The 24,972-nt window shown below is 70.5% G+C and carries 23 protein-coding genes; 9 read left to right on the top strand and 14 right to left on the bottom strand.

The genetic code is table 11. The features are described 5' to 3' along the window. Positions 1-5 precede the first annotated feature (5 nt). Both mltG and IG08_RS0120475 read right to left on the bottom strand, forming a co-directional pair. Positions 6-854, bottom strand: coding sequence for an endolytic transglycosylase MltG (mltG, locus tag IG08_RS0120480; RefSeq protein WP_030604297.1), 849 nt, complete (start codon positions 852-854; stop codon positions 6-8). Positions 855-939: 85 nt separating this feature from the next. After that, positions 940-2,742 (bottom strand): ABC transporter ATP-binding protein, encoded by a 1,803-nt coding sequence (locus tag IG08_RS0120475; protein ID WP_030604295.1) that lies wholly within the window; start codon positions 2,740-2,742, stop codon positions 940-942. A 131-nt stretch (positions 2,743-2,873) separates the two neighbouring features. Here IG08_RS0120475 and IG08_RS0120470 point away from each other — a divergent pair, with 131 nt between their 5' ends. Continuing rightward, complete coding sequence (locus IG08_RS0120470) at positions 2,874-3,329, top strand: MarR family winged helix-turn-helix transcriptional regulator (RefSeq protein WP_030604293.1); 456 nt, start codon at positions 2,874-2,876, stop codon at positions 3,327-3,329. Between the two features lie 96 nt (positions 3,330-3,425). Here the strand turns inward: IG08_RS0120470 and IG08_RS0120465 are convergent, their stop codons facing one another. The 3 genes from IG08_RS0120465 to IG08_RS0120455 all read right to left on the bottom strand — a co-directional run bounded on the left by IG08_RS0120465 (position 3,426) and on the right by IG08_RS0120455 (position 7,385). Next, entirely contained in the window at positions 3,426-4,835 is a 1,410-nt protein-coding gene (locus tag IG08_RS0120465; protein WP_043454778.1) for a cation:dicarboxylate symporter family transporter, read from the bottom strand. 171 nt (positions 4,836-5,006) lie between these two features. Continuing rightward, positions 5,007-6,599 (bottom strand): peptide-N4-asparagine amidase, encoded by a 1,593-nt coding sequence (locus IG08_RS0120460; RefSeq protein ID WP_030604288.1) that lies wholly within the window; start codon positions 6,597-6,599, stop codon positions 5,007-5,009. 57 nt (positions 6,600-6,656) lie between these two features. Then, positions 6,657-7,385, bottom strand: a complete 729-nt coding sequence (locus IG08_RS0120455; protein ID WP_030604285.1) for a L,D-transpeptidase family protein — start codon at positions 7,383-7,385, stop codon at positions 6,657-6,659. Between the two features lie 152 nt (positions 7,386-7,537). Between IG08_RS0120455 and IG08_RS0120450 the strand changes: the two genes are divergently transcribed. Next, positions 7,538-9,316 carry an ABC transporter ATP-binding protein gene (locus IG08_RS0120450; RefSeq protein ID WP_030604283.1) on the top strand — a complete coding sequence of 593 codons (1,779 nt, stop codon included), beginning with the start codon at positions 7,538-7,540 and terminating at the stop codon, positions 9,314-9,316. After that, a complete protein-coding gene (locus IG08_RS0120445) occupies positions 9,313-11,094 on the top strand; it encodes an ABC transporter ATP-binding protein (protein ID WP_030604281.1) in 1,782 nt (593 codons plus the stop codon). Before IG08_RS0120450 ends, IG08_RS0120445 begins: the two co-directional genes overlap by 4 nt. 21 nt (positions 11,095-11,115) lie before the next feature. Here IG08_RS0120445 and IG08_RS0120440 read toward each other — a convergent pair whose 3' ends face one another. Continuing rightward, the gene (locus IG08_RS0120440; protein ID WP_030604277.1) at positions 11,116-11,631 is read right to left on the bottom strand and encodes a COG4315 family predicted lipoprotein; all 516 of its coding nucleotides are present in this window, start codon (positions 11,629-11,631) and stop codon (positions 11,116-11,118) included. A gap of 136 nt (positions 11,632-11,767) precedes the next feature. Between IG08_RS0120440 and IG08_RS0120435 the strand changes: the two genes are divergently transcribed. The 4 genes from IG08_RS0120435 (at position 11,768) to IG08_RS0120420 (ending at position 14,054) form a co-directional block, all read left to right on the top strand. Continuing rightward, positions 11,768-12,376: an RNA polymerase sigma factor gene (locus IG08_RS0120435; protein ID WP_030604273.1), complete on the top strand. Its 609-nt coding sequence runs from the start codon at positions 11,768-11,770 to the stop codon at positions 12,374-12,376. Then, complete coding sequence (locus IG08_RS0120430; protein ID WP_030604270.1) at positions 12,360-13,052, top strand: cupin domain-containing protein; 693 nt, start codon at positions 12,360-12,362, stop codon at positions 13,050-13,052. The genes IG08_RS0120435 and IG08_RS0120430 overlap by 17 nt, the downstream gene beginning before the upstream one ends. A gap of 198 nt (positions 13,053-13,250) precedes the next feature. Continuing rightward, a complete protein-coding gene (locus IG08_RS0120425) occupies positions 13,251-13,721 on the top strand; it encodes a DUF5709 domain-containing protein (RefSeq protein ID WP_030604266.1) in 471 nt (156 codons plus the stop codon). Positions 13,722-13,793: 72 nt separating this feature from the next. Further along, positions 13,794-14,054 (top strand): type B 50S ribosomal protein L31, encoded by a 261-nt coding sequence (locus IG08_RS0120420; RefSeq protein WP_030604263.1) that lies wholly within the window; start codon positions 13,794-13,796, stop codon positions 14,052-14,054. Between the two features lie 32 nt (positions 14,055-14,086). Here IG08_RS0120420 and IG08_RS0120415 read toward each other — a convergent pair whose 3' ends face one another. Further along, positions 14,087-14,881, bottom strand: a complete 795-nt coding sequence (locus IG08_RS0120415) for a metal-dependent hydrolase (RefSeq protein WP_030604260.1) — start codon at positions 14,879-14,881, stop codon at positions 14,087-14,089. Between the two features lie 145 nt (positions 14,882-15,026). Between IG08_RS0120415 and IG08_RS0120410 the strand changes: the two genes are divergently transcribed. Further along, positions 15,027-17,540: a DEAD/DEAH box helicase gene (locus tag IG08_RS0120410; protein ID WP_030604257.1), complete on the top strand. Its 2,514-nt coding sequence runs from the start codon at positions 15,027-15,029 to the stop codon at positions 17,538-17,540. A gap of 19 nt (positions 17,541-17,559) precedes the next feature. Continuing rightward, positions 17,560-18,426: an acyl-CoA thioesterase gene (locus IG08_RS0120405; protein ID WP_030604254.1), complete on the top strand. Its 867-nt coding sequence runs from the start codon at positions 17,560-17,562 to the stop codon at positions 18,424-18,426. Between the two features lies 1 nt (position 18,427). Here IG08_RS0120405 and IG08_RS0120400 read toward each other — a convergent pair whose 3' ends face one another. The 7 genes from IG08_RS0120400 to IG08_RS0120370 all read right to left on the bottom strand — a co-directional run bounded on the left by IG08_RS0120400 (position 18,428) and on the right by IG08_RS0120370 (position 24,927). Then, positions 18,428-19,309 (bottom strand): DUF6397 family protein, encoded by an 882-nt coding sequence (locus IG08_RS0120400; RefSeq protein WP_030604251.1) that lies wholly within the window; start codon positions 19,307-19,309, stop codon positions 18,428-18,430. 127 nt (positions 19,310-19,436) lie between these two features. Beyond that, complete coding sequence (locus IG08_RS0120395; RefSeq protein ID WP_030604248.1) at positions 19,437-19,850, bottom strand: roadblock/LC7 domain-containing protein; 414 nt, start codon at positions 19,848-19,850, stop codon at positions 19,437-19,439. A gap of 122 nt (positions 19,851-19,972) precedes the next feature. After that, the gene (locus IG08_RS0120390; protein WP_030604246.1) at positions 19,973-20,578 is read right to left on the bottom strand and encodes a GTP-binding protein; all 606 of its coding nucleotides are present in this window, start codon (positions 20,576-20,578) and stop codon (positions 19,973-19,975) included. A 120-nt stretch (positions 20,579-20,698) separates the two neighbouring features. Continuing rightward, positions 20,699-21,109 carry a DUF742 domain-containing protein gene (locus IG08_RS0120385; protein ID WP_030604245.1) on the bottom strand — a complete coding sequence of 137 codons (411 nt, stop codon included), beginning with the start codon at positions 21,107-21,109 and terminating at the stop codon, positions 20,699-20,701. Between the two features lie 23 nt (positions 21,110-21,132). Then, positions 21,133-21,570, bottom strand: a complete 438-nt coding sequence (locus IG08_RS0120380; protein WP_030604242.1) for a roadblock/LC7 domain-containing protein — start codon at positions 21,568-21,570, stop codon at positions 21,133-21,135. After that, positions 21,567-24,089, bottom strand: a complete 2,523-nt coding sequence (locus tag IG08_RS0120375; protein WP_030604239.1) for a sensor histidine kinase — start codon at positions 24,087-24,089, stop codon at positions 21,567-21,569. The genes IG08_RS0120380 and IG08_RS0120375 overlap by 4 nt, the downstream gene beginning before the upstream one ends. A gap of 64 nt (positions 24,090-24,153) precedes the next feature. Continuing rightward, positions 24,154-24,927 (bottom strand): MHYT domain-containing protein, encoded by a 774-nt coding sequence (locus tag IG08_RS0120370; protein ID WP_030604237.1) that lies wholly within the window; start codon positions 24,925-24,927, stop codon positions 24,154-24,156. Positions 24,928-24,972 lie beyond the last annotated feature (45 nt).

Genomic DNA, 24,972 nt, shown 5'->3' with positions numbered 1-24,972 from the left:
TCGGGTCATCCGGACTTCTTCGCGCTCTGCTGATTGCGGTTGAACTCGGCCACGTTGCGCTGGTGTTCCTCGTAGTTGGCCGTGAAGCGGGTGTCGCCGGGCTTCACGGTCACGAAGTACAGCCAGTCGCCCGGAGTCGGGGAGATCGCCGCGCGCACGGCCTCCACGCCCGGGTTGTCGATCGGGGTGGGCGGCAGGCCCATGCGCTGGTACGAGTTGTAGGGGCTGTCGATCCGGGTGTCCGCGCTGGTCGTCTTCAGCGTGGAGCGGTTCAGGGCGTAGTTGAGGGTGGAGTCCATCTGCAGCGGCATGCCGCGCTCCAGACGGTTGAAGACGACCCGGGCCACCTTCCCCATGTCGGCCTTGGTGGCCGCCTCGGCCTGGATGATGCTCGCGATGGTGACCGCCTGGTAGACGTTCATCGCGTTGCGCTGCGCACCGGCCGCGATCGGGGCGCCGTTGAACTTCTGGTTCGCGGTGTTGACCATGAACGACAGCAGCGACTCGGGCGTCGCCTTCTTCCCGTTCCGCTCCAGCGGATACGTCGCCGGGAAGAGGTAGCCCTCCGGGTTGCCCTCCGCGTCGTTCGGCAGCTTCAGATTGGCTTTGGGCAGCGACTTCTTGGCAGTGCCGACGGGCAGGGCGAGGGCCTTGTCGACGGCGTCGTAGACCTGCCCGGCGCGCCAGCCCTCCGGGATCACCAGGGTGGTGGGCTTCTTCTCGGCGTCACTGTCGAGGCTCAGCAGCGGCACCGCCACGGCGGTGGCGGCCACGACGGCCCCGGTCGCGATGAGGACGAGACGGCCCCGGCGCGTCAGTCGAATCGTGCTCCGTGGCGGAGTGTTCATTGGCATGCGGGCACGTTAACCCGCATATCGTCACAAACCCGGCATATCTTCAGTTTGTCGGTTTCGGTTCAGCTGGTCGGTTCCCGTTGGATCAGCTGCTCGGTTCCAGCTGGGCGTCCCGGCGCAGGAGGGCCGCGTACCGCCCCTCCTGTTCCAGCAGTTCCTCGTGGGTGCCGCGTTCAGCCACGCGCCCGGAGTCGAGGACCACGATCTGGTCGGCGCTCCGAATGGTGGACAGGCGGTGCGCGATGGTGAGCGTGGTGCGGTTGGCCGAGAGCGCGTCGATGGCTTCCTGGACGGCGTGTTCGGTGCGGGTGTCCAGGGCACTGGTCGCCTCGTCCAGGATGAGGACGGGCGGGTCCCGCAGGATGGTCCGGGCGATGGCCAGGCGCTGCTTCTCGCCGCCGGAGAAGCGGTGGCCGCGCTCCCCCACCACCGTCTCGTAGCCGTCGGGCAGCGACGCGATGTGGTCGTGGATCTGAGCCGCCTTCGCCGCCTGCTCGATCTCCTCGTCGGTCGCGTCCGGCTTGGCGAAACGGAGGTTCTCGGCGACCGAGGCGTGGAAGAGGTACGTCTCCTGGGAGACGACGCCGATGCCCCGCGCGAGGGTGTCGAAGTCGAGGTCGCGGACGTCGACCCCGTCGAGGGTGACGCGGCCGCCGGTCACGTCGTAGAGCCGGGGCACCAGATAGCCGAGCGTGGACTTGCCTGCGCCGGTCGGGCCGACGACCGCGAGACTCCCGCCCGCGGGGACGGTGACGTCGATGCCGTCGATGATCGGGCCGCTCTTGTCGTCGTAGCGGAACTCGACCCGTTCGAAGCGGACCTCGCCCTTGATGCGGTCCAGGTGGACCGGTTGATCCCGTTCGGTGATGTCGATCGGCAGGTCGAGGTACTCGAAGATGCGCTGGAAGAGCGCGAGCGAGGTCTGGATCTGGACGCCGGTCGACAGCAGGCTCACGGCCGGGCGGAACAGGCCCTGCTGGAGCGAGACGAAGGCGACGATGGTGCCGATCGAGATGTCGGGGCCGCCCGTCTGAAGGGCGAGACCGGCGGTCCAGTAGATGAACGCGGGCATCGCGGACATGACGATCCCGATGACGGCCATGCGCCAGCGGCCGGCCATGTTCGAGCGCACTTCGAGGTCGACCAGACTCTCGGACTCGTCGGCGAAGGACCGGGTGAGCGAGTCGGAGCGGCCCATCGTGCGGCCGAGCAGGATGCCGCTGACGGAGAGCGACTCGGTGACGGTCGCGGCCATCGCGGCCATCTGCTTCTGGCGCTGGGTGGTGATCTTCTTGCGTTCGTTGCCGACGCGGCGGCTGATCCACACGAACACCGGCAGCAGGAGCAGCGAGACGACGGTCAGACGCCAGTCGAGGGCGACCATCGCGATGATCGTGGCGACGACGCTGGTCAGGTTGGAGACCAGGGAGGTGGCCGTCGAGGTGACGGTGACCTGCATGCCGCCGATGTCGTTGGCGATGCGGGACTGCACCTCGCCGGTGCGGGTGCGGGTGAAGAAGGCGAGCGACATGCGCTGCAGACGGCCGTAGACCGCGGTGCGCAGGTCGTGCATGACGCGCTGGCCGACCGTTGTGGAGATCAGGGTCTGCAGAACGCCGAAGATGCCGGTGAGGACGGCGCTGACGATCATGCCGAGCGCGAGCAGGCTCAGCAGGCCGGTGCGGCCCTCGGGGATGGCGACGTCCAGCGTTTCCTTGAGCAGGAACGGGGTGGCCACGGTGACCAGGGACGAGGCGCCGACCAGCAGGCCGACGACCGCGAGCCGGGCCCGGTAGGGCTTGAAGAGTCGGAGGATACGGCGCACCTGCCGGGGTTCGTCGGTCGAGGTGCCGGGGGTGGGGGTCCACTTGATGTCGTCGCGGGGCATGGTCTCCTACGGAGGGTGAGACGGCGGATGGTCGGGGTGCCGGGCCTGACAGTGGCCCGGCGGCGGACTGACGGAGCTTAGCTCATTGTTACCTATGCTCACAATGAACTGCATCCTGATATTGTTCCCGCATGACCACCCCCGATTCCGGCGGTCAGCTCGCCGAGCAGCTGCTGCGGCTGACCCGCCGTGTGCACCGCATCCAGAAACACCAGCTGCACCAGCGCGGCCTCGGCGTCACCCCGGCCCAGTCCCGGCTGCTGCGCACCCTCGCGCACTACGACTCGCCGCCCCGCATGGCCGACCTCGCGGAGCGCCTGGAGGTGGTGCCGCGGGCGGTGACGACGCTCGTCGACGGGCTGGAGGCGAGCAGCATGGTGCGCCGGGTGCCGGACCCGACCAATCGCCGGGTGATCCGCATCGAGCTGACCGACGACGGGCACAAGGCCCTGCGGGAGCTGCACGGCGTCCGCAGGTCCGCGGCCGAGGAGATCCTGGCTCCGCTGACGGACGAGCAGCGTGCGGTGCTAGGCGGACTGCTGGACACGCTGGTGGACGGGATGCCTCCGCGCGGGCGGAGCTGCTGAGCACGTGAAACGGGCCGCGGTCACCGCTCCGTACTGCTGGAGCGGTGACCGCGGCCCGTCGTGCTGTGGTCGTCGACCGGCCTCGTGGCCTGATCGTCAACTGGCCTCGGGGGCCGGTTCCTTGGCCGACTGAGCCGGTACGGTGGCGGGCTCGCCGTCAGGGTCGGACGCGACCGGCTCGGACTTATCGGGGGACTCCTCCTCCGTGGGCACGATCTCGCCGTCCAGCACCTTCTTCGCCTTCTCCGTGTCCAGCGCGCCCTCCCACCGGGAGACCGCGAAGACCGCGACACAGTTGCCGAGCAGGTTGGTCACGACGCGCATCGAGTCCATGATGCGGTCCACGCCGAGGAGCAGGGCGACGGCGCCGGCCGGGATGGCACCCAGCGAGGAGGCGGTCGCGGCCAGGGCGAGGAAGGCGGAGCCGGGGATGCCCGCCATGCCCTTGCTGGTCAGCATGAGCACCAGGACCACGGTGATCTGCTGGCTCAGGCTGAGGTCCACGCCGACGGCCTGGGCGATGAACAGCGTGCCGATGGACAGGTAGAGCGAGGCACCGTCGAGGTTGAACGAGTAGCCGGTCGGCAGCACCAGGCCCACGGCGTCGTCGCGGGCGCCGGCCTTGCGCAGCTTCTGCATGACGCGCGGCATGACGGACTCGGTGGAGGCGGTGCCGAGCGCGAGGAGCATCTCCTCACGGATGTAGCGCAGGAACTTCCAGAGGCTGAGCCCGGTGACGATCTTGAGGGCGACCGCGAGGAGCGCGATGAAGAGCGCGGCGGCCACGTAGCACAGGATGATCAGCTTGGCGTACGTCTCGATGACACCGAGGCCGTACTGGCCGATCAGGACGGCCATCGCGCCGAACACCGCGATCGGGGCGAGTCGCATCACGAAGCCGACGATCGCGAAGATGATCTCCTGGGCCTGCTCGATGGCGGGCAGGACCTGCGGGACCTTGGTGTGGCCGAGGTGCAGCAGGGCGGCGCCCACCAGGCAGGCCAGGATGAGCACCTGGAGCAGGGAGTTCTCGGCGAAGGCGCCGATGAAGCTGGTGGGCAGCGCGTTCACGATGAACTCGGTCGTCGAGGGCAGCGAGCCGCCGCCCGTCTTCGCGTCGACCGCCGAGGTGTTGAGCGTGGACGGGTCGACGTTCATGCCCGAACCGGGCTGGACGACGTTGGCGGCGATGAGACCGATGATCAGCGCCAGCGTGCTCGCGACCTCGAACCAGATGAGGGCCTTGAGCCCGATCCGGCCGAACGCCTTCAGGTCACCGGCCTTGGCGATACCGACGACGACCACACAGAACACGAGCGGCGAGATGATCGTCTTGATGAGCCGGGTGAAACCGTCGCCGAGCGGCTGGAGATCCGCGGCGAAGTCGGGCCACAGCTTCCCGACGACGATTCCGATCACGAGCGCGCAGGCGACCTGCGCGAAGAGAGAGGTACGCAGTATGCGTGCGACGCGTCGCGGCAGGGACGGGACGACGGACGGCGGCACGGGCACTCCTAGCGGGGGACGTTGGCACGCAGAAGCCTGAACGGGGACTTCTGCGATACGGAAAGCGGATTCCGTGTCGATCACTTTGAATGCGCCGTCGATCTCAGACAAGACCGCCGTGTTTCAGCCGCGTAAATCACGCCGCGTGTGACACATCGCACACAACTGGCCTCAGCAGTCGCTGCGTTCCTCGGTGAGCACTCCCTGGACGGTGGTGAGGGAGCGGTCGTAGCAGCCGTCCGAGCCGTACAGCCGGTAGCGCTCGCTCGTCGTCCCGACCGCGTGCCGCTGGTCGCGCGGGACGTTGATCGTGTACGTGGCGTCGCCCGTGTAGGTGTCGTCGAGCCGGGACCAGGCGGTCCGGCGGCCTTGGCTCGACTCGGTCACCGCGGCACGGTCACCGAGGGTCAGTACGGTGCGCAGCCGGTCGCCGGCGCCGATGGTGGTCGTGCCGTCCATCGTGTACGTCCGGTGGGTGCGCGTGGTGTGTGCCGGTCCGCGGCCGTCGACGGTGACCGACTCGTCGTCCGTCCAGGTGGCGTCGAGCGCGTCGGGGTTCTCGCCGTCGGCCCAGCGGTGCACGGAGGTGTGGGCGAGCGAGCGGGTGACCGTGGTCGTGACCCGGCCCCGCGAGGTGTCGACGTATCCGGCGACGGTCAGCCGGTGGTCACCCTCGGTGTCCACGTGGTGTTCCGAACCGGGCGTGTACGTCGAGGAGTTGGAGAGCTCGCCGACCTTGTGCGTGGTGAGCTTCCCGGTGACCTGTGTGCTCTTCGCGTCCTGCCAGACGAGGACGTTGACGGGCGTGCTCCAGCCGCTCTGCCCCTCGGGCACCCCGACGACAGAGACCTCGACTTGGTGCGGGCGCCCGTCGTTGAGGATGCCGGCGAAGGGTGTCAGGTCGTATTCGATCGGCTTGATGTCGAAGGCACGCGGTCCTGGAATGACGTACCAGAGGAACGGATTGGACCAGCCACCGGTCCACACGGTCGGGAACGGGGCGGCGATGCCCGCGAGTTGACCGTCGACCTTGATCTGCACCTCGCGGTAGGGGCCGCCGTCGGCCTGGCAGGAGTACGGGGCCTCGCTGGGCACCGTCAGGTACCAGTACTCCTCGCAGCCGCCTCCGGAGCCGGTGGCGTACACCTCGGCGACGATGCGTTCGCTGTTGCGCGGGGTGGTGATGCCTCCGTCGTCCGCGAGGGTCAACACCCGGTCCGGGGCGGCGGCTTGCCGTCCCGCGTAGAACGTCAGCGTGACCTTGACGTCGAGGATGCCGGTGTACGTGTCGTCGACGACGTTCCCGATCAGCATCTCGACGTCCTGGCTCTCGCGGAGCGTGTCGCTGTAGCGCGTGACGTCCTTCTCGACGGACCACTCGATGCCGTCGGGCGAGGGCTGGGGCGTCGACGTACGGAAGACCTCGACCCCGCCGATGTGCAGGTACCCGAGCCGGTCGAACTGCCGCCCCTTGACCTTGCCGTCCAGGCGCAGCACGACCTTGCTCCAGCTGTCGCCGCAGCCCTGGGGTGGCGTGTAGGTGCCCCGGTACGGGGTGAAGTCGCGGAACTGCGCTTCGGCGACGGTGACTTGGCAGGACCTGCCCGAGGGCTTCGTGACGGGCGGGGCCGCGGTGGCGGGGTCGTGCCAGTCGGTGCCGAACTCCGTGGGGACGTCGGCGGATTGGGCCGCGGGTGCCCCCAGCAGAGTGCCGGCCAGCAGGGTCGCTCCGGCGAGCATGGACATGATGATCCGTCTCTTCATGGCCGGTGTTCTACGGCCAGTCGGGCATCCCCCGCAATGCCGCCTCCCCCATGAGCCTTAGGCCTTCAGGTCCGCCCTGTCCCCCATCACCACCACGGGATGCCGGTCCGGGGCGAGCGTGCGCAGCAGGTACGCCATCGCCTGTTCGGACAGGCTGATGCAGGCCGACGTGCCGCTGCCGTGGTCCATGTGCAGCCAGATTCCGCCGCCCTTTTCATAGCCTTCCGGGCGGGTCGGGTCGTTCGGCGGGGTGCCCTTGACTCGGTTGTAGTCGATGGCGATGACGTAGTCGAAGTCGTGCCAGTACGACTTGGACCACCAGCGCGGGGCAGCGAAACCGGCCGACCGCGTGTACGGGAGCCCGGCTCCGGGATCCGGGAGCACGCCGCCCGCGTCGCTGAGGGTGAACACACCGACGGGGCTGCGTTTGTCGCCCTCGTGGTGGTCGGTGGTCCAGCCCTTCTTGCCGTTGTGCGCGGGCCAGCTGCGGATGCGGTCCCAGGTGGAGCCTTGCTTCGTGTAGAGGACGGCCGTGGAGTCGGCGGAGTCCTTGCCGTCGCCGTAGACGGCCACGACCTGGCGGGAGGCGGCGGGGATCCGCTGCCGCAGCCGGTCTCCGAGTCCGGGGATGCGGGTCGGGTCGGCAGCGCTGCCGGTGGCTTCGGCCCGCGGTTCCGTGGCCTTGGGGCGCTCCGGGTCCTGGCCGCCGCAGCCCCCCAGAGCCGTCAGAAGGAATCCGAGCACCGCCGTCGCGACAACAGCACGTCGTGCACCACCACTTCGCATCGCTCCATGGTCGCACCGCGTCCGGAAGACAGCCCCTCGGGCAGAAAACCGTTTGCTTCCGACCACGCTCTGACGCGAACCTTTCACGGTTTGTTGCCGCCGTTCGCGGCTCCCTCCACCCCCTGACACGAGCCACTGGGACGTCACCCGTCATGCAGATTCAAGACCTTCCGTATCCCGACCCGGGTGTGCCGGACGCGCGCTCGGGTCCCCGATTCCTGTGGTGGCTCTTCCGGAATCAGCTGGGCGGGCAGTTCAAGTCGCTGGCCTGGGGGCTGCTGCACTTCGTCTCCGTCTCGGCCCTGCCCTTCTGCGTCGGCCTCGCCATCCAGGCGGTCGTCGACCGCTCCGGTCGCCGCCTCCTCCTCGCGGGCGGGCTGCTGGCGCTGGCCTGCGTCGGCCAGGCGGTCGGCGACACCTGGCTGCACCGGACCGCGGTCACCAACTGGATCACGGCCGCCGCGCGCGTCCAGCAGCTGCTGGCCCACAAGGCCGCCCAGCTGGGCTCGGCGCTGACCCGGCGGGTGGCGGCGGGCGAGGTCGTGGCCGTCTCCACGGGTGACGTCGAGAAGATCGGCTGGTTCGTGGAGGCCTGGTCGCGGTTCACCGCGGCGGCGCTCACCGTCGTGCTGGTCTGTGTCGGTCTGGTCTTCTACGAGCCGTCGCTCGGCGTCGTCGTCGCCGTCGGCCTGCCCGTCATGGCCCTCGCCGTGCTGCCGCTGCTGCCCCGGGCGACCCGGCGGGCCGACTTCCAGCGCGAGAAGGCGGGCCGGGCCACCGAACTGGCCTCGGACACCGTCGCCGGACTGCGTGTGCTGCGCGGCATCGGCGGCGAGGAGCTCTTCCTCGAGCGCTACCGCAGCGCCTCCCAGGAGGTCCGCCACGCGGCCGTGCGCACCGCCCGGATGTGGTCCCTGATCTCCGCGATCCAGGTGCTGCTGCCGGGACTGCTGCTGATCGCGGTCGTCTGGTACGGCGTCCAGCTGGCCCGCGACGGCCGGATCGGGGTCGGCGAACTGGTCGCCGTCTACAGCTCGGTCATGGTCCTGACCTATCCGCTGCGGCACTTCGAGGAGATCGCCATGGCGTACTCCTTCTCCCGGCCCTCGGCCATGCGGGCCGCCCGGGTGCTGTCGCTGGAGCGGGCCACCGACACCGAGGGGTCGCGCGCGGCCGACGTGCCGTCCGGGGACCTGTACGACCCGGCCACCGGTCTGCTCGCGCCGACCGGCCGGCTCACCGCCGTGGTGTGCGGCGACCCGAACGCGGCGGGACGGCTGGCCGAACGGCTGGGCGGGCACCCCGCGGAGGAGGGCACCTCGGTGCTGCTGGGCGGCGTACCGCTGGACGAGTTGCCGCTCGGCTCCGCCCGGACCGCCGTCCTGGTCCAGGACAAGGACCCGGTGCTGCTGTCGGGTTCGCTGCGTGAACTGCTCGACGTGCCCGCCTCGGGCGACGTCGGTGCCGAGGAGGCGCTGGCGGCCGCGCAGTGCGGGGACGTCCTGGCCGCGCTCGTGCAGGGGTCGCTCGACGCCGAGGACCCGATGGACGCGCGCATCACCGAACGCGGACGCTCCCTGTCGGGCGGCCAGCGCCAGCGCCTCGCACTGGCCCGGTCACTGCTGACCGACCCGGAGGTCCTCGTCCTGGACGAGCCGACCTCCGCGGTCGACTCGCACACGGAGGCGCGGATCGCGGAAGGGGTGCGGGAGCTGCGGGCGGGACGCACGACCGTGGTGTTCACCTCCTCGCCCCTGCTCCTGGACCACGCCGACCGCGTCGTGCTCGTGCACGAGGGCGAGGTCGCCGCGGTCGGTGTGCACCGCGAACTGGTGCACACCGAGCCCCGGTACCGAGCGGTCGTGACCCGCGAGACCGAAGACGAAGCCGCCCTGCGGGGCGTCCTGGAAGAGATCGAGGAGACAGCATGATCGGCGTGGCGCCACCGGCCTACGACCCGGCGGCACCGACGACGGCGAACACCCTGCCCGTCGGCGCCTCCGCGACCGTACGCGCCTACGTGGCCGAACTGTTCCACCGGCACCGCCGGGCCTTCCTGCTCCTCATCACCGTCAACACGGTCTCCGTGCTCGCGTCGATGGTCGGCCCGTGGCTCCTGGGCGGGCTCGTCGAGCGCGTCTCGGAGGACGCGCGGGAACTCCATCTGGAGCTCGTCGCCGGGCTGTTCGTGCTCGCGCTGATCGTCCAGGCCGTGTTCGTACGACAGGTGCGGCTGCGCGGTGCGATGCTCGGCGAGCGGATGCTGGCCGACCTGCGCGAGGACTTCCTCGTGCGCTCGGTCGGGCTGCCGCCGGGTGTCCTGGAGCGGGCCGGGACGGGCGATCTGCTGTCCCGGATCACGACGGACATCGACCGGCTCGGCAACGCCATGCGCGAGGCCGTGCCGCAGCTGGCCATCGGTGTGGTGTGGACGGCCCTGCTCCTGGGCGGGCTGGTGATCACGGCACCGCCGCTGGCGGCCGCCGTGCTGCTCGCCCTGCCGTTGCTGGTGGTCGGCTGCCGCTGGTACTTCCGGCGGGCGCCGTCCGCCTATCGCTCGGAGTCCGCCGGGTACGCCGCCGTGGCCGCCGCACTCGCCGAGACCGTGGACGCCGGGCGCACCGTCGAGGCCCACCGGCTCGACCGCCGCCGTATCGAACTGTCGGACCGCCGGATCAAGGAGTGGACGGCCTGGGAGCGCTACACGCTGTGGCTGCGGTCGGTGCTCTTCCCGGTCATCAACGTCACCCATGTGACCGTGCTCGGCTCGGTCCTGATGATCGGCGGCTGGTTCGTCCTGCGGGGCTGGATCGACGTCGGTCAGCTGACGACCGGTGCGCTGATCGCGCAGATGCTCGTCGACCCGGTGAACCTGATCCTGCGCTGGTTCGACGAGCTCCAGGTCGCCGAGGTGTCGCTGGCCCGGCTGGTCGGCGTACGGGACATCGAGACGGAGACCGGCGAGGCGGCGCTGGTCCCCGACGGGCGTGACGTGCACGCGGACCGGGTGCACTTCGGCTATGTAGAGGGCGTGGACGTCCTGCGCAAGGTCTCCCTGGAGGTCGCGCCCGGCACCAGGCTGGCACTGGTCGGCCCCTCCGGAGCGGGCAAGTCCACGCTGGGCAGGCTGCTGGCCGGCATCTACGCGCCCCGGGACGGCCGCATCACCCTGGGCGGCGCCGAACTGTCCCGGATGCCCGCCGAACGGGTCCGCGAGCACGTGGCCCTCGTCAACCAGGAGCACCACGTCTTCGTGGGCTCCCTGCGCGACAACCTCCTGCTCGCCCGCACGGGTGCCGAGGACGCCGAGCTGTGGGCGGCCCTCGGCGCGGTGGACGCGGACGGCTGGGCGCAGGCGCTCGACGAGGGTCTGGACACCGAGGTCGGCTCGGGCGGGCTGGCGCTCACTCCGGCCCAGGCCCAGCAGATCGCGCTGGCCCGGCTGGTGCTGGCCGACCCGCACACGCTGGTCCTGGACGAGGCGACCTCCCTGCTCGACCCACGGGCGGCCCGCCACCTGGAGCGGTCGCTGGCCCGCGTCCTCGACGGCCGCACGGTCGTCGCGATCGCGCACCGGCTGCACACCGCCCACGACGCGGACGTCATCGCCGTCGTGGAGAACGGCCGGATCAGCGAGCTGGGCAGCCACGACGAGCTGGTCGCGGCGGACGGTGCCTACGCGGCGCTGTGGCGGTCCTGGCACGGGTGAGTGTCAGTACGGGGCTGGGCGTCAGTAGCCGTAACCGCCGTTGTCGTTGTCCTCAGTCGAGGGGACGGATTTCTTGACCGCCGTCCCCTCGGCGTCGAGCACGTACCAGATCTTGTCGATGCCCTGTCCCTTCACGTCTCCGGCCGCTCGGTCGTCGGCGTAGTAGTAGAGCGGGTGTCCGGCGTAGGTCGCCTGGGGCTCGCTGCCCTTGGTGGTCCCGATGAGGCTCGCCTCGACGCCGGTGCCCGCTTCCGGCTCGCCCTCCATGGGCGGCCACAGCTTCAGGCATGCCGCGTCGCAGTCCATGGAGTTGGTGTTCTTCCCGTCCTCGGTGAACAGGTACAACGTGCGACCGCTGCCGTCGACGAGGATGTCGCCCAGCGGTGAGTCGTCGATCCTGACGGTCGAGGTGTCCATGGCCGCGGGTGCCCGGCCGCCCTGACTGCCGCTGTCGCCGTTGCCGCCGCCCCCGCAGCCGGCGAATCCCAGTGCCGCGACGAGGGCGAACCCGGCCACGGTGATCCTGCTTCGGCTCATCATGTCTCCGTCCCTTCCGACGGAGGTTGTACGGGCGAGGGGTACGGAGGGATTGCGCCGGACCGCGTTCCACCCCTCGGCCCGGGTTCACTCCCTTCGCCCGGCTTCAATCCCTTCACCCGGTTCGGACGTATACATGGGTGTGGAGCTGTTCTCGCGCGCTGACCGGGTCGACGACGCCTCGCTCGTCGCCGGCTTCGCGCTGGGCGACGAGCAGGCGTCGGTCGCGTTCGTACGCCGCTTTCAGGACGCGGTGTACGGCCTGGCCCTGTCGGTGACCCACGACCCGCCCCTCGCCGAGGACGTGAGCCAGGAGGTGTTCGTCCGGGCCTGGCGGGCGGCGGGGAACTACGACCCCCGCCGTGCCTCGGCGCTCACCTGGCTGCTGACCATCACCCGCAACGCGGCCATCGACGCGGTCCGGGCGCGGCGCTCCACTCCTGTCCTGGCCGAGACCCTGGAACGGCTCCTCGACGTGACACTCCGGGCCGACGCCGAGGCCCACTCCACGGAGCGGCTGGCTCTGGTCGCGCTGGAGAGCGAGCGCGCCCTCGCACGCCTGCGGTCCCTGCCGGCCGAGCAGGCCCGCGCGGTCGCGCTCGCCGTGTTCGGCGGCTGCACCGCCGCCGAGGTGGGCCGGCACGAGAACATCCCCCTCGGCACCGCCAAGACCCGGATCCGCACCGGCCTGAGAAGGCTGCGCGACGCGCTGAAGGAGGGAAGCCGCGATGGAACGCCACCCTGACCCGGAACGCCACCCCGACGAGGACGAACTGATCGCGCTGGCCCTCGGCACCCTCCCCGGCGAACCGGCCGGCCTCCTGCGCCACCTCGCCGGCTGCCCGGCCTGCCGCTCCACGTACGACGACATCTCCGCGTCCGTCGACGCCGTGCTGCCGGCGGCGCCCGCGGCGGCGGCTCCGCCCGGGTTCGACGCGCGGGTCCTCGACCGCCTGGAGCTGCGCGCGCCCTCCGCACAGGTCGCCGGCCCCCACTCCTCCGGCGCCCGCAGGTCGTACCGGCTCCGGCTGCTGGTCGCCGCCGCCGCGGCCGCCGGAATCTGCCTGGGCGTGGCCGGTGCCGTGCTGCTCGACCACGAATCGGCACCCGTCCAGGTGGCCACGAGCGACCACGGAGCCCTGCTGGTCACCCGCTCGGGTGCGACCGTCGGCACCGTGGAACCGAGCCGCTACGGCGACGACCGCGTCATGGTCATGCAGATCACGGACGGCCGCCCCGGCGCCCACTACACCTGCCGGCTGCTCCTGAAGGACGGCTCCTCGCGCACCGCCGGCCAGTGGTGGATGCCGTCCTCCGGACAGGCCACCTGGATCGCCTACGGGGCCGCCGACACGATCGACCGCGTCGAGCTGGTGACGGACGACGACCGTGTCTGGTCGTCGGCAGATCTGGACGGCTGACGCCGAACGGCCGGACATGTCCTCCTCCCGTGCCGTTGCGCGGTCCCGAAAAGGGGTGGAAGGCTGGATATCGGCACCGGCTCGGGGAGTGCCCGGGAACCGGTTCGGGTTCCCCGGGTGCAGTCTGTGCCCCGTGCACCGGCGGCCCTCCGCCGACCGCGGTGACACCGGGCCCGTCCCCACCACCTGGAGGTATCCGTGAACAGCGCCGACGGATGGGGAGACGACGTCTACCAGCCCGACGGATCCGAGGTCCAGGACGACGCCGGTCTGCTCGACGCGGAGGACACCCTGGACAACGACGGTGTCGGCGACCCCCTCGACCGGGGCTGGTCCCCACCGGACAGACCATGGGCGGTGGAGCACACCGGCGTCACGGCCGCCGAGCGCCGACAGGGCGAGACCCTGGACCAGCGACTCGCCGAGGAGGTTCCGGACCTCCCCGCACCCGACGGCGACGGCCTCGGCGACTGCGACGGCACCGACGGCGAACTCCTCGACAACGAGGTCGGCTCCGTCCGCTCCGGCCGTCTCGTGGCACCCGACGAAGGTGCGCACGAGGACGACGAGAGCGCGCTGATCGCGACGGACGTGGGCATCGACGGTGCGGCCGCCTCCGCCGAGGAGGCCGCGATGCACATCGTCGACGAGGACGCCCTGTCCGGCTGACCTGCCCGCCCCCACGCCGACGACCGCATGGCCGAGGCCCTGCAGTTCGCCGACGCCACACAAGGAGCACACATGCAGCAAGACAAGCAGCCGGACTACCGCCCCGTCGTCTTCCGCGACCGCGCCGCCGGATACGCCTTCCTGACCCGGTCCACCGCGACCAGCGACCAGACCATCGAGTGGGACGACGGCGAGACCTACCCGGTGGTGGACGTGGAGATCTCCTCGAAGAGCCACCCGTTCTACACCGGCAAGGCGCGGACGGTGGACTCGGAGGGGCGTATCGCTCAGTTCGAGCGGCGCTACGGCGGTGGGACGGGCCAGGGCGGCTGACCCCCGGGTTCGAACCCGTGGCGGCCGGTTCCTCAGATGAAGTTCAGCGCCGCCGCGCAGCCCACTCCCCCGAGCACCATGAACACCGGCATCAGCACCTTCAGCTCGACCCAGCTGCCCGCGCGGAACCGCATGACCTTCGGCGGCCCGATGGGGTACCAGCGCTTGCGGCCCACCGGGATGGGCCACAGGATCGGGCAGCCGGAGACCGTCAGTGCGTCCCCGATGTCGTGCACCAGCGCGCCCAGCACGATCGGCAGCCCCAGCCACAGGTACTCCTGGCCCGGCTGCGTGAACAGCCACTCCGAGCCGTTGCCCGGCTTGTCCAGGACTCCGGCGATGATCCAGGAGCTGGTCGCGGCCAGCAGCCAGACCAGGATGTCGGCGCTGGAGCCACGGGTCGCCCGCCACAGCAGGCCCTCGATGGCCAGCACCATGTGCACGAACAGGATCGCCAGCACGGCCCAGCGGCCACCGGTGATCGCCGCCACCGAGGCGCCCGCGCCGATCAGCGCGGCCCACAGCCAGGTGTGGGTGAGGGTGCGGTGCCCGCCGGAGCGGCGCGGGTCGCCCTGCTTCTTGGTGGCCTTGTAGACGGCGTACGAGAGCTTGTCGACGATCTCGCACAGGCCCCGGGAGATGGGCCCGAACGCCCGGGAGATGGTCGCCGCCTGGTGGTCCAGGTCCGGGGCGAGTGCGGCTCCGGCGCAGATCAGGGCGCCGGTCAGGAGTACCGGCCAGGGCATCGTGTGCCCGGTCGCGGCCGCCGCGGCACCGACGCCGAGCCAGGCCGCGGCCCCCGACAGTGAGTGTGCTGGTCCCATCATCGGCGTTGCCCGCCCCATTCCTCTTGAGCCACTGTCCAGTTGACCGACCGCGCTGACGCTCCGTCGGCGACACAGCGTAGCGTTCGCGATCTTCGTACCTGCATCCGATTCCCCTATAGGGCAGGAGGGCAGGCAAGATGGGTGGGTGACCCTCATCGATCAGCTCCCACCGACCGCCGACCCAGACGCCCTCTACGAAGCCTTCGAGTCGTGGACGCAGGAGCGGGGTCTCACGCTCTACTCCCACCAGGAGGAGGCGCTGATCGAGGTGGTCTCCGGTGCGAACGTGATCGTGTCGACGCCCACCGGCTCCGGTAAGAGCATGATCGCGGCGGCTGCGCACTTCGCCGCCCTGGCCCGTGACGAGGTCACCTTCTACACCGCCCCGATCAAGGCGCTCGTGTCGGAGAAGTTCTTCGAGCTCTGCAAGATCTTCGGTACCGAGAACGTCGGCATGCTGACCGGCGACGCGTCCGTCAACTCCGACGCGCCCGTCATCTGCTGCACCGCCGAGGTGCTCGCCTCGATCGCCCTGCGCGACGGCAAGCACGCCGATGTCGGCCAGGTCGTGATGGACGAGTTCCACTTCTACGCGGAGGGGGACCGCGGCTGGGCCTGGCAGATCCCGATCCTGGAGCTGCCCCAGGCGCAGTTCATCCTGATGTCGGCCACGCTCGGCGACGTCTCGATGTTCGAGAAGGACCTCACCCGGCGCACCGGCCGCCCGACCTCGGTGGTCCGCTCGGCGACCCGACCCGTACCCCTGTCCTACGAGTACAAGCTCACCCCGCTCACGGAGACGCTGACCGAGCTCCTCGAGACCAGGCAGGCGCCCGTCTACATCGTGCACTTCACGCAGGCGCAGGCCGTGGAGCGAGCGCAGGCGCTGATGAGCATCAACATGTGCACGCGCGAGGAGAAAGACCAGATCGCCGCGCTGATCGGCAACTTCCGCTTCACCACCAAGTTCGGCCGCAACCTCTCCCGCTACGTACGGCACGGCATCGGTGTCCATCACGCCGGCATGCTGCCCAAGTACCGGCGCCTGGTGGAGAAACTCGCCCAGGCCGGTCTGCTGAAGGTCATCTGCGGCACGGACACGCTCGGTGTGGGCGTCAACGTCCCCATTCGCACGGTGCTGTTCACGGCACTGGCCAAGTACGACGGCACTCGCGTGCGCACGCTGCGCGCCCGTGAGTTCCACCAGATCGCCGGCCGCGCCGGACGCGCGGGCTTCGACACGGCGGGCTTCGTCGTCGCGCAGGCTCCCGAGCACGTGGTGGAGAACGAGAAGGCGCTCGCCAAGGCGGGCGACGACCCGAAGAAGCGCCGGAAGGTCGTCCGCAAGAAGGCGCCCGAGGGCTTCGTCGGGTGGACCGACAGCACCTTCGAGAAGCTCATCACCTCCGACCCGGAGCCGCTGACGTCCCGCTTCCGGGTGACGCACACGATGCTGCTGTCGGTCATCGCCCGGCCGGGCAACGCCTTCGAGGCGATGCGCCACCTGCTGGAGGACAACCACGAGCCGCGCAAGCAGCAGTTGCGGCACATCCGGCGGGCGATCGCCATCTACCGTTCGCTGCTGGACGGCGGCATCGTCGAGAAGCTCGACAAGCCGGACGCCGAGGGCCGCATCGTCCGCCTCACCGTGGACCTGCAGCAGGACTTCGCGCTGAACCAGCCGCTGTCCACCTTCGCGCTCGCCGCGTTCGAGCTGCTCGACCCCGAATCGCCGTCCTACGCCCTGGACATGGTGTCGGTCGTCGAGTCGACGCTGGACGATCCGCGGCAGATCCTCGTCGCCCAGCTGAACAAGGCGAAGGGCGAGGCCGTGGCCGCGATGAAGGCGGACGGCGTCGAGTACGAGGAGCGCATGGAGCGTCTCCAGGACGTCAGTTACCCGAAGCCGCTGGAGGAGTTGCTCTTCCACGCGTACGACACCTACCGCAAGAGTCATCCCTGGGTCGGCGACCATCCTCTGTCCCCGAAGTCCGTGGTCCGCGACATGTACGAACGGGCGCTGTCCTTCACGGAGTTGGTCTCCGTCTACGAGCTGGCCCGCACCGAGGGCATTGTCCTGCGTTACCTCGCCGGTGCCTACAAGGCGCTGGACCACACCGTCCCGGACGACCTCAAGTCCGAGGACCTGCAGGACCTCATCGAGTGGCTCGGTGAGATGGTGCGCCAGGTCGACTCCAGCCTGCTGGACGAGTGGGAGCAGCTCGCCAACCCGGAGGTGATGACCGCCGAGGAGGCCCAGGAGAGGGCCGACGAGGTCAAGCCGGTCACCACCAACGCACGCGCCTTCCGTGTCCTGGTCCGCAACGCCATGTTCCGCCGCGTCGAGCTCGCCGCGCTCGACCACGTCGAGGAACTGGGCGAGCTGGACTCCGAGGTCGGCTGGGACGCCGATGCCTGGGGCGAGGCAATGGACAAGTACTGGGACGAGTACGACGACCTCGGTACCGGCCCCGACGCCCGCGGCCCCAAGCTGCTGCAGATCGAGGAGGTGCCGCAGAACGGTCTGTGGCGCGTCCGGCAGACCTTCGCCGACCCGAACGGCGATCATGACTGGGGCATCAGCGCGGAGATCGACCTCGCTGCCTCGGACGCGGAGGGCCGTGCGATCGTTCGTGTCACTGATGTCGGCCAGCTGTGAGCACAGGAGAATCCCACCCATGACGAACCCGGCCGAGAGGCTCGTCGACCTGCTCGACCTCGAGCAGATCGAGGTCAACATCTTCCGTGGCCTGAGCCCGAACGAGTCCCTGCAGCGGGTCTTCGGCGGCCAGGTGGCGGGCCAGGCGCTGGTCGCCGCCGCCCGCACCACGGACGGCGAGCGCCCGGTGCACTCGCTGCACGCGTACTTCCTGCGCCCGGGCCGGCCGGGCGTGCCGATCGTGTACCAGGTCGAGCGGGTACGGGACGGGCGGTCGTTCACCACCCGCCGGGTCACCGCCGTGCAGCAGGGCCGCACGATCTTCAATCTCACCGCCTCCTTTCACAAGCCCGAGGAAGGCTCCTTCGACCACCAGCTGCCGCCGGCCCGCAAGGTCCCGGATCCGGAGTCGCTGCCGACGGTCACGGACGAGATCCGGGAGCATCTGGGCGCGCTGCCGGAGCAGTTGGAGCGGATGGCACGCCGTCAGCCCTTCGACATCCGCTATGTGGACCGGCTGCGCTGGACGCCTGAAGAGGTCAAGAGCGGCGAGCCGCGCAGCGCGGTGTGGATGCGCGCGGTCGGACCGCTCGGCGACGACCCGGTGGTGCACACCTGCGCGCTGACCTACGCCAGTGACATGACCCTTCTTGACGCCGTCCGCATCCCGGTCGAACCCCTGTGGGGCCCGCGCAGCTTCGACATCGCGTCGCTGGACCACGCCATGTGGTTCCACCGGCCGTTCCGCGCGGACGAGTGGTTCCTGTACGACCAGGAGTCGCCGATCGCGACGGGTGGCCGTGGTCTGGCCCGCGGCCGGATCTACGACCTGGAAGGCCGCATGCTCGTGTCCGTCGTCCAGGAGGGGCTGTTCCGGGCGCTGTAGGTCACGCGCTTCTGCGCCAGAGCCGCCCCAGCAGGCCGCGGGACCGTTCCTCGGGCACAGGGGAACGGTGCTCCGTTTCGGGGAGTGCCTGCTTCGCCGCAGGTCGTGGCGCGGGCCGAAACCTGCGGGCGTCCTCCAGGGCTCGGGCCAGGTCGGCCCTCAGCCAGCTGATCTCGTCCGGGTCGTCAGCCGTCATGATCCGCTCGGTGATGTGCGAGGCGGGCGAACCCTGTGTCCCGTGGGTCGGCGGCCCCGGCCGGAAGCGGTTCAAGTGGGAGCGCTCATAGGGGTCCGGGACGATTTCCGAGATCTGGGCGGGGTCGAGGAAGGCGGCCAGGGCCCCGGCGCTCTCCCACGGATCGTCGGCCAGTCGCAGCAGGAACCCGCGGTGACGCCCCCGCCAGTTGCGCGGACGCAGATCCACCCCCGCGTCCAGCATGCCGCGCAGCCCTTCGGGCATACGACGGGCGTTCAGCAGCGAGGTGTTCGCCTCGTCGGCCGCGAACTGCCTCAGTTCCTCGGCCAGATACAACCAGACCACGGCTCGATAGCGGTTCAGATAGAAGCGCACCGGTGTCACCATGCCCAGACGCGCCAGCCGAGTGAACCGGCCGGCCGGCACGTCCATCACGGCCGCGCCCTCAGTGGTGCCCACGACCCGCACACGCTCCAGCAGCGCGTCGGGGAAGCCGTCCCCCGCACACAGGCGGGCGATCTCGGAGCGGGTGACACGACGGCCCCCGCCCCCTTCGTCGGGGACGCTCAGGATGTGGCCGAGGTGTACGGCCAGGTCGAACTCACTTCGTTTGAGCCCCAGTTCCCGTGCGGCGCGGCTCGGCGCGTAGGAGTACGGGTGGGGCTTGGTGATGGCGCTGCCTGACATGGTCGTTCTCCCCCGTGGAGTCATGGGCTCACGCTGTGTGCGCTCGCCGTGACAAAAACCGTAGCCGGTTCGACGAGATGCGTGGCGAGCCTGTGGATAACTCCACGAAGGTAGGAAAACATGCAGGTCAGAGGTCTATGACAGGGTTCTGCTCGGGCTGACGGGCGTCCACGGCGAGGTGCTCGCCGACCCGGTTGACGAGCAGGGTCATCTCATAGGCGATCTGGCCGATATCGGCCTCCGAGCCGCTGAGCACGCACAGACAGCTGCCGGTGCCCGCCGCGGTGACGAACAGCACGGCGTCGTCGAACTCGACCATCGTCTGCCGTACTCTGCCCGCCCCGAAGTGGCGTCCCGAACCCTTGGCGAGGCTGTGCAGTCCGGACGAGACGGCGGCGAGATGTTCCGCGTCCTCGCGGCGCAGTCCCGTACTCGCCCCGGTCACCAGCCCGTCGTTGGACAGCACCAGTGCGTGCCGCACGTGTTCGACACGCTCGGTCAAGTCGTCCAGCAGCCAGTCGAGTCCCTGCTTCTCCGCCATGTTCCCCGTCTCCCCGTGCGACGTCTCCCCCTGGCCGGAGGATCTCTCCCCAGCCTTCCCCACGACCGTCCGCGGGGGCAAGGAGGACGGGGCGTGGCACGGAAGTTGACCGAGTCCCGCGGTCAGCCCACCGAGTCGAGCAGCCGGGCGGTGTGCATCCGCCCGGCGTACTCCACCAGCCGGATCAGCACCTCCTTTCCCGAGTCGCGGTCACGTGCGTCGCAGAGCACCACGGGGGTGCCCTGGTCGAGATCGAGGGCGCGGGAGACGTCGTGGGCGCCGTACGTCCGGGCGCCCGTGAAGCAGTTGACGGCCACCACGAACGGGATGTGCCGGTGCTCGAAGTAGTCGACCGCCGGGAAGCAGTCCTCCAGACGGCGGGTGTCCGCGAGGACCACGGCACCCAGGGCTCCCTGCGACAACTCGTCCCACAGGAACCAGAAGCGGTCCTGGCCCGGAGTGCCGAAGAGGTAGAGGGAGAGCCCGGACCGGATGGTGATCCGCCCGAAGTCCATGGCGACCGTCGTGGTGACCTTCTGGTCCACGCCGCCGGTGTCGTCCACCAACTGGCCCGCCTCGCTGAGCAGTTCCTCGGTGCGCAGCGGCCTGATCTCACTGACCGCGCCCACCAGGGTGGTCTTGCCCACGCCGAACCCGCCGGCGACCAGTATCTTCAACGCCAGTGCGGTCGTCTCGCCGTCCTGGGCGTCGGAGTGCTCGGAGACCATCGATCACTTCTCTCGGGAGTACCGGCAACGGTCGACGTCGGAATGCGAAGGCAGCATCATGGCAACTGGGGATTCCCTTCGGGGCATTGGACCGCTTTTTGCCCGGTTCTGAACGTTCATCTACAGTGCACGCAGCCCTTCGATCACCTCGCGCAGAATCCGTTCGTCAGGCAGCTGAGCGGGCGGAACGGGACGGCTGACGGTGACGCAGCCGAGTTCCAGCAGATCGCCCAGGAGCACGCGCACCACACCCACGGGCAGGTCGGCGCCCGCCCCGAGTTCCGCGACCGACTGCGTCTCCGTGCGGCACAGTTCGATCAGGGCCCGGTGTTCCGGCCCGAGCGCGGTGTCGTCGTCGACGCCGGGCGCGCCCGCGTCGAGGGTGACGAGCGCGATCAGGTCGAAACGTACTCCGGTGGGGCCGGACCTGGTGCGGCCGCCCGTCATGGCGTAGGGGCGGACGAGGGGTCCGGCCTCGCCGTCGTACCACTGGCTGCCCTGTTCGTGCAGGGCGCCCATGTCCTCGGTCATGTCCACCTGACCGCCCTTCGGTCTCATCCGGCTGCGGGCGGCCGCGCGCCGACGCGCGGCGGCGTGTAGAGGTGCTCGCCGACACGTTTGACGAGCCGCGCCATCTCGTAGGCGACCAGGCCTATGTCGGCGGTCACGGCGGTGAGGACGGCGAGACAGGAGCCGTCGCCCGCGGCGGCCACGAACAGGAAGCCGTCGTCCATCTCGACCATGGTCTGGCGCACGCCTCCGGCGCCGAAGTGCCGGCCCGCGCCCTTGGCCAGGCTGTGGAAGCCGGAGGAGACCGCGGCGAGGTGTTCCGCGTCCTCGCGGCGGAGGTCGGTCGACGCGCCCACGGCGAGCCCGTCGTTGGACAGCACGACCGCGTGCCGCACCTCGCGCACCCGCAGCACCAAGTCGTCCAGCAGCCAGTCGAGTTCACCGGACCGCCCCGCGGTCCTCATGCTCGGGTCCTGGATCATGAAGGGTCTCCTTCGCTGCTGTCGCTGCCCGCTGGGGAATCTGGGGTGGCACCGCGGCCCGGCTCCCTGCCGCCCCCGCGCGCCCAGCCGGCGCGGTACGCCGCCATACGGTCGCGTACGACCTCGGGCGTGCGCCGCTCTTCGCCCGGAGCGGGGGGCTCCTGCGCCGGTTCCTCGGAGCGTCGCTCGCGCAGTTGGGGAGCGAGGTTCGCCTGCCGTACCCGGCGGGGAAGATCGTCGGAATCCTCGGGCTCGTCGGGCGGACGGTGCAGGCGCAAGGTCGTGACTCCGGGGGGTGGGGTGTCGTTCGTGCCCTTGGCCACGGCCGACACGGGAGCCACCAGTGCGGGTCGGTCGGCCGACGCCGGGACGGACTCCTGGTCCCGGTCGGCGTCGGGCACGCGCGCGTACTCGCGTTCCAGGGGCCGTTCCGCGTCCGCGGCCCTGGCGGGGGAACGTTCCACCGCACTGGTGTGCAGCAGGGCCGTGGGCAGGAGGACGACCGAGGTGGTGCCGCCGTAGGGCGAGGTGCGCAGATGCACCTTGATGCCGTGCCGGGCGGCGAGCCGGCTGACCACGAACAGGCCGAGCCGGTCGCTGTCGAACAGGTCGAGTGCCTCGGACTGCTCGATCCGGTGGTTGGCCTCCGCGAGGGTGTCCTTGCCCATGCCCAGGCCGCGGTCCTCGACCTCGACGACGTAGCCGTTGCCGACGGGCTCGCCGGTGACGCGCACGCGCGTGTGGGGAGGCGAGAACTGGGCGGCGTTCTCGATGATCTCGGCCAGCAGGTGGGTGAGGTCGGCGACGGCCCCGCCGACGACCGACGCGTCGGGCAGCTGCCGTACCTCCACGCGCGCGTAGTCCTCGACTTCGGACACGGCGGCGCGGACCACGTTCGTCAGCGAGACCGGCATGCGCCAGGCCCGGCCGGGTGCCGCTCCGGAGAGGATGATCAGGCTCTCCGCGTGGCGGCGCATACGGGTGGTGAGGTGGTCGAGCCGGAAGAGGTCGCTCAGCTCGTTCGGGTCGTCGGAGCGGCGTTCCATGCTGTCGAGCAGGCTCAGCTGACGGTGGACGAGGACCTGGCTGCGGCGGGCGAGGTTGACGAAGACCCCGGAGATCCCGCTGGCGAGTTCGGCGCGCTCCACGGCGGCCCGCAGCGCGGCCCGGTGCACGGTACTCAGGGCCTCGGCGACCTGTCCCGCCTCGTCCTCCGCGGGCGGGCCGGGCGGGGCCTCGGCCTGGATGTCGATCTCGTCGCCTGCCCGCAGCCTCCCCATGGCCTCGGGGAGTTTGCGACGGGCGATCTCCAGGGCGCTGTTGCGCAGGCTCACGAGTTCGACGACGAGGCCGCGGCCGATGCGTACCGAGATGACGAGCGAGGCGGCGACAGCGAGGAGGCCGAGGAGGACGGCCGCGCCGGCGGGGGTGAGCAGCCCGCGGGTGAACGGGTCGGCCCGGTCGGCGACGCTGCTCCCGGCGTCCTGCTCGATGGTCCGCATGCCGTCCTGCACGCGCGTGTGTGCCCCTTGCCAGGTGGCTTCCGGCGTCGTGTCGACCGCCCGGGTACCAGAGCCTGAGGCGAGGATCCTGTCCTCGGCGGCGGTCATGGCCGTATAGGCGCTGCTGTCGGCGAGCTTCCGCCAGTCGGCGCGTTCGGAGCCGCGCAGGTCGGACACGGCGGCCTCGGTGAGGGCGCGGCGGGTGTCGACGGCGCCGGTGAACAGCCGCAGCCGCTCTCCGGAGAGGCCGCCCGCGAGACGCGCGCTGGTGAGGACGACGTCCTCCTGGGCCAGGGACTCTCCCGCGCGGGAGAACTCGAGCAGTACGCGCGCGTCGGAGCCGAGATCGGCGTCCTGGATGCTGGTGAGGGCCCCGCCGACGCCGAAGGCGCTCGCGATGGTCTTCGTGTACCGGCCGTACGTCTCGTCCCAGCCGACGCTGCGGTCGAGCACGTCGGTGCGCAGCGAGGGCAGTTGTTCGGCGCCGGTGACGAACGCTTCGAGGCGCTGGGCGACTCCGGCGGGCAGCTCCTCGCTGTCGGCGATGGTGTTGCCGCCGCCGAGCCGGAGCTTCGCCACGGCCCGGTCCGTGCGTTCGGTGAGCTTGCGGAAGTCGCCGCTCTGCCCGGCGGACGGGTCGGTGGCGTAGCCGACCGCGGCCACGCGCTCTGTCTGGAGCGCGGCGACGGCTGCGGCGACGGGGGACCGGATCTCGTCGTCCACGCGCTGCAACTGCCGCAGCCGGGCCACGTCCTGGGCGGTGCTCACGGTGGCGTACGCCCACAGGGCGAGCAGCGAGACGACGGGCACCATCAGCAGACAGACGATCTTGGCTCGGACCGTGCGCGGGCGTATCCGCCACCGTCCCGCGGGCGCGGATATGTCGTCCGGTGCCGGGCCCAGGGATTCGTCCGGGATTTCCTCGGCCGGGGGTCCGGCGTGCGCACGGCGGCCGCGCACGGGCGTCTGGAGCGGCGTCTCGGCGCCGGCTGTGGGGGTCCTACGCGGTGTACGCATGGCCTCCTCGCTCGGGAGTGGTTCGGGGGCAGGTCGTCGGGGGGTCCGAGTCCCGGACCCGCCGCTAGCGGGCCGCACTCTCGACCGGCCGCTGGGCCGACTCGGTTGCCTCGCGCTCCCCGGTCGTCGGCGACAGCGCGACGAAGGCCGAGGTCAGGAACAGATAGGAGCCGAGGCCGACGGCGAGGGGGAAGATGAACTGCATCGCCGTGGCCCCGGGCAGCGCGGCGCCGGAGGGCGTGACGTGCACGCTCACCGCGAACATCCCGGTGTAGTGCATGCTGCTGACCGCGGCCCCCATGATGAGGGAGGCGATGGTGACGGCGACGGGTGACTTGATGTTGAGCGCCGCCCACAGCGCCGCAGTCGCCGCGACGACGGCGATCAGGACCGAGAGTCCGACGAGCCCCGGGTCGTAGTCGACGTCGCCGTGCAGTCGTACGGCCGCCATGCCCAGGTAGTGCATGCTCGCGACGCCGAGCCCGGTGGTGAGCCCGCCGAGGAAGAGCGCGCGGACGCGGTCACGGCTGTAGCCGACGGCGAAGACGCCGGCGCAGACGACGATCATGGCGACGAGAAGACTCGCGATGGTCAGCGGCACGTCGTAGCGGATGTCGGTGCCGCTGACGCTGAAACCGAGCATGGCCACGAAGTGCATGGTCCAGATGCCGGTGCCGATGGCCGAGGCCGCGGTGATGAGCCAGTTGCGGCGCGATCGTCCGGTGGCGCCGAGCGCGCGCATGGTGCAGCGCAGGCCGAGCGCGGCGCCGATGCAGGCCATCACGTACGACAGTGTGGGCGTCAGCCAGCCCAGGGCGGCGTGGTCCAGGTGTCCCATGGCTCCGGGACGCTAGTCGGGACAGGGGCGCACAAAGAGGGCGCA

It is taken from the genome of Streptomyces fulvoviolaceus, from assembly GCF_000718165.1.
Classification (GTDB): domain Bacteria; phylum Actinomycetota; class Actinomycetes; order Streptomycetales; family Streptomycetaceae; genus Streptomyces; species Streptomyces fulvoviolaceus.
The sequence above is the reverse complement of the archived record's forward strand: the minus strand, read 5'-3'. Positions and strand labels throughout refer to the sequence as shown.

Bases quoted from the DNA above. Each gene is read 5' to 3' on its own strand.
- IG08_RS0120390 (WP_030604246.1), bottom strand. From the start codon at position 20,578: ATGGTCTCCGAGCACTCCGACGCCCAGGACGGCGAGACGACCGCACTG.
- IG08_RS0120430 (WP_030604270.1), top strand. From the start codon at position 12,360: ATGGAACGCCACCCTGACCCGGAACGCCACCCCGACGAGGACGAACTG.
- IG08_RS0120395 (WP_030604248.1), bottom strand. From the start codon at position 19,850: ATGGCGGAGAAGCAGGGACTCGACTGGCTGCTGGACGACTTGACCGAG.
- IG08_RS0120400 (WP_030604251.1), bottom strand. From the start codon at position 19,309: ATGTCAGGCAGCGCCATCACCAAGCCCCACCCGTACTCCTACGCGCCG.
- IG08_RS0120440 (WP_030604277.1), bottom strand. From the start codon at position 11,631: ATGAGCCGAAGCAGGATCACCGTGGCCGGGTTCGCCCTCGTCGCGGCA.
- mltG (WP_030604297.1), bottom strand. From the start codon at position 854: ATGCCAATGAACACTCCGCCACGGAGCACGATTCGACTGACGCGCCGG.
- IG08_RS0120445 (WP_030604281.1), top strand. From the start codon at position 9,313: ATGATCGGCGTGGCGCCACCGGCCTACGACCCGGCGGCACCGACGACG.
- IG08_RS0120380 (WP_030604242.1), bottom strand. From the start codon at position 21,570: ATGATCCAGGACCCGAGCATGAGGACCGCGGGGCGGTCCGGTGAACTC.
- IG08_RS0120460 (WP_030604288.1), bottom strand. From the start codon at position 6,599: ATGAAGAGACGGATCATCATGTCCATGCTCGCCGGAGCGACCCTGCTG.
- IG08_RS0120420 (WP_030604263.1), top strand. From the start codon at position 13,794: ATGCAGCAAGACAAGCAGCCGGACTACCGCCCCGTCGTCTTCCGCGAC.
- IG08_RS0120415 (WP_030604260.1), bottom strand. From the start codon at position 14,881: ATGATGGGACCAGCACACTCACTGTCGGGGGCCGCGGCCTGGCTCGGC.
- IG08_RS0120385 (WP_030604245.1), bottom strand. From the start codon at position 21,109: ATGACCGAGGACATGGGCGCCCTGCACGAACAGGGCAGCCAGTGGTAC.
- IG08_RS0120475 (WP_030604295.1), bottom strand. From the start codon at position 2,742: ATGCCCCGCGACGACATCAAGTGGACCCCCACCCCCGGCACCTCGACC.
- IG08_RS0120455 (WP_030604285.1), bottom strand. From the start codon at position 7,385: ATGCGAAGTGGTGGTGCACGACGTGCTGTTGTCGCGACGGCGGTGCTC.
- IG08_RS0120370 (WP_030604237.1), bottom strand. From the start codon at position 24,927: ATGGGACACCTGGACCACGCCGCCCTGGGCTGGCTGACGCCCACACTG.
- IG08_RS0120375 (WP_030604239.1), bottom strand. From the start codon at position 24,089: ATGCGTACACCGCGTAGGACCCCCACAGCCGGCGCCGAGACGCCGCTC.
- IG08_RS0120405 (WP_030604254.1), top strand. From the start codon at position 17,560: ATGACGAACCCGGCCGAGAGGCTCGTCGACCTGCTCGACCTCGAGCAG.
- IG08_RS0120470 (WP_030604293.1), top strand. From the start codon at position 2,874: ATGACCACCCCCGATTCCGGCGGTCAGCTCGCCGAGCAGCTGCTGCGG.
- IG08_RS0120450 (WP_030604283.1), top strand. From the start codon at position 7,538: ATGCAGATTCAAGACCTTCCGTATCCCGACCCGGGTGTGCCGGACGCG.
- IG08_RS0120435 (WP_030604273.1), top strand. From the start codon at position 11,768: ATGGGTGTGGAGCTGTTCTCGCGCGCTGACCGGGTCGACGACGCCTCG.